We start from the raw sequence: 7,101 nt of genomic DNA on the forward strand, positions 1-7,101 counted from the left end.
TGATGTGGAACCACCACACCTGCGGACTGGCGCCTTGGCCAGAGGTCCCAGCGGCGCGCAGTAGGTCAACGAATTAACCAGACGGGACACTAGTGACACCAGTCTCCGGTTTATCTCGGGGCACTAGATACAAAACCCTTCTTGTTGACTATCCTTAACCACGAACCCGGAAAACCTGCGCAGGCAGCGCGCCTGTGTACGCCAGGCGGACAGTTGCCAACCAGTATTATCTGACAACTATAAATTCGGATCGGACGAAGAATCTGATGGAGGAAGCCGGATGCCAGTCCTTACCCGCCGCAGTGACGACGGCGCAACCCTGACCATAGCCATCGAAGGCCGCTTTGATTTCAGTACCCATCAGGCCTTTCGGGATGCCTATGAAAAGGATGCCAGTGACGTTCGTCATTACGTGATCGATATGACCGATACGTCCTATCTGGACAGCTCGGCTCTGGGCATGCTGTTGTTGCTGAGAGACTATGCTGGTGGCGACAGTGCAAACGTTGAAATTGAAAACTGCAACAGCGACGTCCGACGCATTCTGACGATTTCCAATTTTGAGCAACTGTTTGCGATCCGCTGAACCCAGCAGTCCGGTGTTCAGATTCCCGAAATGCCCTGATACCTGTCAGCAATGGAGGCTGCGACGGTGACAGACACTGACAGTTGCAGTCCGTTGAGACTGCTGATAGCAGACGACAGTCGCACGGACCGGCTCATCCTGCAGGCCATGTTGCGGCGGCAGGGTCATGAGGTGGTGACTGCGGATGACGGCCGGGAAGCGGTGGAGCTGTTCCGGGACTGTGCGCCGGACATGGTGCTGCTGGATGTGATGATGCCGCGGATGGATGGCATGGAGGCTGCCAGGCAGATCAAGGCTCTGGCTGGTGAAACGCTGGTGCCGCTGATTTTCCTGACCTCACTGTCCGATGCCGGCGCGCTTGCCCAGTGCCTTGAGGCCGGAGGCGATGACTTCCTTTCCAAACCCTATAACGCGGTGATTATCGAAGCCAAGATCCGGGCGTTCAACCGCATGAGGGTGATGCACGAAACCCTGTCCCGGCAGCGGGATCATATCCACGAGCGCAATCAACAGCTGCTCCAGGAGCAGAAAACCGCCCGTCGTGTTTTTGACAACATTGCCCATACCGGGTGCCTGGAGGCACCCAACATCCGCTATCACGCTTCACCCATGTCGGTATTTAACGGCGACGTACTATTCGCCTGTCCGCGGCCGGCGGGCGGGGTGCACCTTTTGGTGGGTGACTTTACCGGACATGGGTTGCCGGCTGCGATTGGCGCCATGCCAGTGGCGGAGATCTTTTACGGGATGACCAGCAAGGGCTTCAGCGGTGGTGACATCCTGCGGGAACTGAATCAGAAGCTGGGCCGAATACTGCCAATCGGAATGTTCTGCTGTGCCGCCTTTGCCGAGGTGGATTTCCGTCGCCAGACTGTCCGGGTCTGGAACGGAGGCCTGCCTGATGGTTATCTGCTTCGCTCTGATGGCAGTTCAGACACCCTGGCGTCGCGTCATTTGCCACTGGGGGTGTTACAGCCAGAGCGCTTTGCCTGTCCGATGACGGAAATCCGGACCAGTCCGGGGGATCGGTTGCTGTTGTTTACGGACGGCGTTCTGGAGACAGTCGACCGGGATGGAGAGATGTTCGGTGAACGCCGGCTGCAGGCCATGCTGACCGCCATCACCGGCGGGCAGGACCCGGTGGACCGGGTGCTGGAAGAATTGCGGACGTTCGGTGGAGACGGTTTGTCGTCGGACGACATCACGATCCTGTGTCTGGAAATGACCGAACAGGATCCGGCGGCAAGCCTCCCCGGCAGGGTGGTTCATTCGGCCCTGGCGGGGCCTGCCCACTGGACCTGCAGCTACGAAGTTCGTGACCGGACCCTGGGGCAGTTCAACCCTTTGCCGTTGCTGCTTCATGTCTGCATGACCGTGGCGGGACTGCGCCAGCGCAGCAGTGAGGTTTACACGTTACTGGCAGAGCTGTACAGCAATGCGTTGGAGCATGGCATCCTGCAGCTGCCATCCGATTGGAAAAACAGTTCTGAAGGTTTTGCTCGTTACTATGCGGAGCGGGCGCGCCGACTGGAGTCAGTAATCGGTCACAGCATTCGTTTTACGCTGACCCACGAACCGGTCGGACAGGGTGGCCAGCTGATTATCCGCTGTGTCGATTCAGGTGAGGGTTTCGACGCAACTGCTGTGCTTGCGAAGATTGCGGAAACAACGACGGAGGTGTCCGGAGTGGACAGCAATCCCGTCGGTTATGCGGGGCGGGGCATGAGGTTATTGCAGCGCCTGGGCCATGGCCTGAGTTACAACGAACAAGGAAATCGGGCCGAAGTGGTATATCATTGGGATTCAACCGAGCCGCAAATCCGGTCGCCGATTTACTGAGGTTGCTCCGGATTCGGCCGCGGCCATAAACGATAACAAGAGAAAGTCCGGTGCTTGTTGTGACACGGTTGTAAATCGCAAGTCCGTGGTGGTTTCTGGCATCTCCGGAACTTTCTCCCTGAGAGGTTGGTTATGAACGAAAGACCACACCTTGATGAAGAAGCTCTGGCTGAACTCCGGGACGTGATGGAGGATGAATTCGACATCCTCATCAGGACGTACATCAACGACTCCTCTGAGCGGCTGGAGGCACTTCGTCATGCCATGGCATGCGGTGATCAGGACGCTTTTGCAAAAACCGCTCACAGTTTCAAGGGCAGCAGCATGAATATCGGCGCTGCCCGGCTTGGCGAATTGTGTATGCGGGCGGAGCAAGCGGGCAAGTCCTGCCAGCTTGAACAGGCAGCATCCCTGTTGCCAGGGTTGGAAGCCGAGTTCGAGACGGTCAGGGCAATGATGGAAGAATCGCTGCTGGCCTGATAGGCGACCGCATTATCCGCTCATGGCATCGCTTTTGCAGCTATCCGGAAAACGGCCATAACACGGCTATTCGATGGATCCAGCGGCAAGAGGTTGCCATGACCGGAATGGGAATGACCCAGTTACCCACACCCGATATCAGCGCAGGCCGACAGACGTCTGCGCCTGCTGACAATCAATCAGACCGCAAGCGAGAGGACGGCAGCCGCTTTGACGATGTGGCGCGCCAGCAACAAAAGCGGCTGGATGCCAAAGCCGATGCCCGGCGCCAGGACCGTGCCGATGTCCGGTCAGATAATCTTGCCGATGCCCGCCAGCAAACGGACAGCACTGAAGCCCGCAGCGCCGGCGATGACCAGGCAGCACGGGCAGAACAGGAACGCGCCCGTAAGCCGGAGCAGGCAACCGCTGAGGTTGATGCCAGTTCAGCCAGTGACGACATGGATGCCGAGGCGCGGATTCCGCCTCCTGACTTTGCGACAATGAGTTTTGAAATGCCGGCTGAGTCAGGCCTGACGCCGCACATACAGCCGTCACTGCAGTCAGTGGGTCTTCAGTCAGGGAACGCTGGCATGCCGGGACAGCTGGTAGCCGGGCTCCCTGGCCAGGCCCTGGCGGCTGAAGGCAGCAGTAGTCTTGCGCTGGCATCCAGAGAACTGTTCATTTCATTACAGAAAACGGCGTCCGGAAAGAGTCTTCCGGCCGACGGCAATTTCATGGAATTGCTGAAAGCATCGACCGCAGAGCGACCGGCCGGCGGTGTTGAGCTGGCCGCGTTGACGCCGGCCAGTCAGACCGCCTTGCGGGGTGCAGAGCCCGCGTTGATGCGGGGTTATACCACCAGTGTCGAGGTTCCGGTGGGTGCTGCCGACTGGGGTGAAAAGGTCATGGGCAAGCTGACATGGCTGACTGCAGCCCAGATGACGGTCGCCGAAATCCATGTGACCCCCCCTGAGCTGGGGCCGCTGGACGTTCGGGTACAGGTGCAGAATGACCAGGCCACGGTGACGGTACACGCGTCAACACCGGCGGTCAGGGATCAGCTTGAAGCTCAGAGCCAGCGTTTGCGGGATATGCTGGCGGAGCAGGGGTTCAATCTGCAGGGTTTTGATGTCACAGATTCCGGAACCCGGGAGCAGTCAGCTGAGTCCCAGAGACAGTTTGCCGGTAACGGCAATGGGCCCGAGCCCGGTGATGAAGATGGCGGTATGGAGGCCATGACACACCTGGATCTGTCCTGGAAGGGAGAGGTCGATCTCTACGTGTGAATCTCACTTGGCCCGGCTCCTTATGGAATCTTCGGGGGTTGGTCAGCCAGACGGGACACTGACACAGCTTTCCTGTTGTCGTCCGCTTACCATCGGACCGGTCAGTAAGCTACACTTGCAACAAGCCAGCCCTTCCCGGCTGGCTTTTTTTCGAGTTCCGACTCTGCGTTGGCGCGGGGTTTGCTTAAAATCACTTTACGGCGCATGCGTCGACGGAATTCTGGCGGGACAGGCATGGCAGAGAACAACGAAGTTGCGGCGCCCCGGAAGGGTAAACTGAAGCTGATCCTGGTGCTGGTGCTGGTGGTGATGTTAGCGATAGGGCTCTCGGTCGCCGGGACCCTCTGGTTTCTCGGCAAGGATTCCGGGGATGATGCAGCTGGCGCTGATGAGCCCGCAGCAGAGGTTTTCCTTCCAGCCCTGTATGTGGCGATGGATCGGCCATTAGTGACCACCGTCCGTAACTCCGGCCGTCAGCGCTATATCCAGGTTCATCTGGCGTTTGAGGCGGATGCCCAGGCACCCCTGGATGCGGTTCAGGCCCACATGCCGCTGGTCCGCAATGAGCTGATCAGCCTGCTTGGAGCCACCGAATTCATGGCCCTGCAGGGACCGGAAGGCCGGGCTGAGTTGCCGCAACAATTGCTGGCAGCGGTAAACCAGGTGCTTGAGGCAGAGGGTGCCGAACCAATCCGGCGGGTATTGCTGAGAAATTTTGTCATCCAGTAGACCGCAACGGATGGCAGGACTAACAAACCGGAGACTCTAACGGTCAGTGACTGGCCAGAGGCGACAACGATTATGCAGGATCTTCTCTCGCAGGACGAAATTGATGCGCTGCTCCACGGGGTGGACGACGGCGACATTGATACCTATGACGAGGTAGATGAAACCGGTGTCAAGAATTACGATCTGGCCAGTCAGGACCGGATCGTCCGGGGCCGGATGCCGACCCTGGAGATGATCAACGAGCGCTTTGCCCGCTATACCCGGATCAGCCTGTTCAACCTGCTGCGCCGTAATGCCGATGTTTCCACCGGCGGCATTCAGATCATGAAGTTCGGTGAATACATACATACCCTCTACGTGCCCACCAGTCTGAATCTGGTGAAGGTCCGGCCCCTGCGGGGAACCGGTCTGTTTATTCTGGATGCCAAGCTGGTGTTCAAACTGGTGGATAACTTCTTCGGTGGCGAGGGTCGTCACGCCAAGATCGAAGGCCGGGAATTCACACCCACCGAAACCCGGATTGTGCAGATGGTGCTGAACCAGGTCTTTCATGACATGAAAGAAGCCTGGCATGCGGTGCTCAAGGTGGACTTCGAATACCTCAGTTCGGAAGTCAATCCGGCCATGGCGAACATTGTCAGCCCCAGTGAAGTGGTGGTGATCAGTACCTTCCATGTGGAGCTGGACGGCGGTGGTGGCGAGCTGCACATGGCGTTGCCCTATTCGATGATCGAACCGATCCGGGAAGTGCTGGATGCCGGTGTGCAGAGCGATATTGACGATGTGGACGAGCGCTGGGTGAACGCCATGCAGGAGGACATCAAGGAGGTTCTGGTGCCGGTAAACGCAACGGTTTGCCGGCGGCGAATTTCGCTGCGGGATATAGCGGCACTGAAAACCGGTGACATCATTCCGGTGGAAATGCAGGACACGCTGGATATGACCGCCAATGGCATTCCGGTTTACAAGGTGACCATGGGCACCCGGGACGGCAAGCTGGCGCTTCGTATCAAGGACCGGGCCCGGCTCCCGGCTGTGAAAAAACAATTGAAGGTGGGTAAACATGGCTGACAACGACAAGAAAGACGACCAGGAACTCAGTGAGGACGAAAAACTGGCGGCAGAATGGGAAGCGGCCATGGAAGAGTCCGGTGATCAGGAAGAGGGCTCCGGGGACCGCGCTGATGAGTGGGCGGAGGCCATGACTGAAGCAGAAACCGCCGCAGAGGGCTCGTCCGCCAGCAAGAATGTGAGATCGGCACCGATGGAGGAGTTTGACGAATCACCGGTGGTCCGGGGGGATGCGACCGCGCCGGACCTGGACGTGATTCTCGATATTCCTGTGGTCATTTCCATGGAGGTGGGCAATACCCAGATCCCGATCCGTAACCTGCTTCAGCTGAACCAGGGCTCGGTGATTGAGCTGGATCGCCTGGCCGGAGAGTCGCTGGATGTGCTGGTTAATGGCACCCTCATCGCCCATGGCGAAGTGGTGATGGTCAACGAAAAATTCGGTATCCGGCTGACCGATGTCATCAGCCCTGGCGAGCGCATCAAGCGCCTCCAGAAATAGGGTGTTGCTGACAAGGTGATTATCTCCAGGTTGTCCCGTCAGGTCGGCATTGCTGTACTGCTGGTTTTGCCTCTGCCGCTGCTGGCAGAGACCTCGCCCGCAGTGACTGAAACGGCTAGCCGTGACAGCACCGCCGATACGATGTCCACGCTGGTTACACTGGGGCTTGGTCTGCTGGCGGTACTGGCACTGATTTTCGCCTGCGCCTGGGTTTTGCGGCGGATGAATGGCCTCACTGGCATGAACAACCAGTCCATGAAAGTGGTCTCGGTCATGGCGTTGGGCGCCCGTGAGCGTATCGCGCTGATTGATGTGGCCGGCACCCAGATTCTGGTAGGCATTACCCCCGCCGCCATTCGCACCCTGCATGTATTTGACGAGCCGGTAGTATCCGCCGGAGGCAAGGCGCCATCGGGAGAATTTGCCCGCCGCCTGCACAGTCTGATGGGGCGAAACTGGAAACCGGAACAGACCTCTGCCGGTTACCGGCCAGACGATATCGACAACAAGAGCCACGACGGCCCTGGAGACAAGCTGTGATGCGCTGGTTGCTGTTGCTTGCTGGTCTGGCGCTGGCGCCTGATGTGTTGGCTCAGGCCTCCGGCCTGCCGGGCATTCCCGCGTTC

Annotated in this window: 8 protein-coding genes; all 8 read left to right on the forward strand. The window is 58.6% G+C overall.

Features of this window, described 5'->3' with window-relative positions; all coding sequences use genetic code 11:
• Positions 1-280: 280 nt before the first annotated feature.
• The gene (locus tag AAC035_RS16390; RefSeq protein WP_339806044.1) at positions 281-586 is read left to right on the forward strand and encodes an STAS domain-containing protein; all 306 of its coding nucleotides are present in this window, start codon (positions 281-283) and stop codon (positions 584-586) included.
• Positions 587-637: 51 nt separating this feature from the next.
• A complete protein-coding gene (locus tag AAC035_RS16395) occupies positions 638-2,425 on the forward strand; it encodes a fused response regulator/phosphatase (RefSeq protein ID WP_339806046.1) in 1,788 nt (595 codons plus the stop codon).
• Positions 2,426-2,557: 132 nt separating this feature from the next.
• Complete coding sequence (locus tag AAC035_RS16400; protein WP_339806048.1) at positions 2,558-2,905, forward strand: Hpt domain-containing protein; 348 nt, start codon at positions 2,558-2,560, stop codon at positions 2,903-2,905.
• A 113-nt stretch (positions 2,906-3,018) separates the two neighbouring features.
• A complete protein-coding gene (locus AAC035_RS16405) occupies positions 3,019-4,173 on the forward strand; it encodes a flagellar hook-length control protein FliK (RefSeq protein WP_339806050.1) in 1,155 nt (384 codons plus the stop codon).
• 234 nt (positions 4,174-4,407) lie between these two features.
• The gene (locus AAC035_RS16410; RefSeq protein ID WP_339806052.1) at positions 4,408-4,902 is read left to right on the forward strand and encodes a flagellar basal body-associated FliL family protein; all 495 of its coding nucleotides are present in this window, start codon (positions 4,408-4,410) and stop codon (positions 4,900-4,902) included.
• 72 nt (positions 4,903-4,974) lie between these two features.
• Positions 4,975-5,973, forward strand: a complete 999-nt coding sequence (gene fliM / locus AAC035_RS16415; RefSeq protein WP_339806054.1) for a flagellar motor switch protein FliM — start codon at positions 4,975-4,977, stop codon at positions 5,971-5,973.
• Positions 5,966-6,475 (forward strand): flagellar motor switch protein FliN, encoded by a 510-nt coding sequence (gene fliN, locus AAC035_RS16420; protein WP_339806056.1) that lies wholly within the window; start codon positions 5,966-5,968, stop codon positions 6,473-6,475. Before fliM ends, fliN begins: the two co-directional genes overlap by 8 nt.
• 78 nt (positions 6,476-6,553) lie before the next feature.
• Positions 6,554-7,015, forward strand: a complete 462-nt coding sequence (gene fliO / locus AAC035_RS16425; protein WP_339806058.1) for a flagellar biosynthetic protein FliO — start codon at positions 6,554-6,556, stop codon at positions 7,013-7,015.
• The last annotated feature ends 86 nt before the right edge of the window (positions 7,016-7,101 follow it).

It is taken from the genome of uncultured Marinobacter sp. (assembly GCF_963974375.1).
Lineage (GTDB): Bacteria > Pseudomonadota > Gammaproteobacteria > Pseudomonadales > Oleiphilaceae > Marinobacter.

What these genes read in the sequence shown, in the direction of transcription:
- AAC035_RS16390 (WP_339806044.1), top strand. Translation starts at nt 281, where the DNA reads ATGCCAGTCCTTACCCGCCGCAGTGACGACGGCGCAACCCTGACCATA.
- AAC035_RS16395 (WP_339806046.1), top strand. Translation starts at nt 638, where the DNA reads ATGGAGGCTGCGACGGTGACAGACACTGACAGTTGCAGTCCGTTGAGA.
- AAC035_RS16400 (WP_339806048.1), top strand. Translation starts at nt 2,558, where the DNA reads ATGAACGAAAGACCACACCTTGATGAAGAAGCTCTGGCTGAACTCCGG.
- AAC035_RS16405 (WP_339806050.1), top strand. Translation starts at nt 3,019, where the DNA reads ATGACCCAGTTACCCACACCCGATATCAGCGCAGGCCGACAGACGTCT.
- AAC035_RS16410 (WP_339806052.1), top strand. Translation starts at nt 4,408, where the DNA reads ATGGCAGAGAACAACGAAGTTGCGGCGCCCCGGAAGGGTAAACTGAAG.
- fliM (WP_339806054.1), top strand. Translation starts at nt 4,975, where the DNA reads ATGCAGGATCTTCTCTCGCAGGACGAAATTGATGCGCTGCTCCACGGG.
- fliN (WP_339806056.1), top strand. Translation starts at nt 5,966, where the DNA reads ATGGCTGACAACGACAAGAAAGACGACCAGGAACTCAGTGAGGACGAA.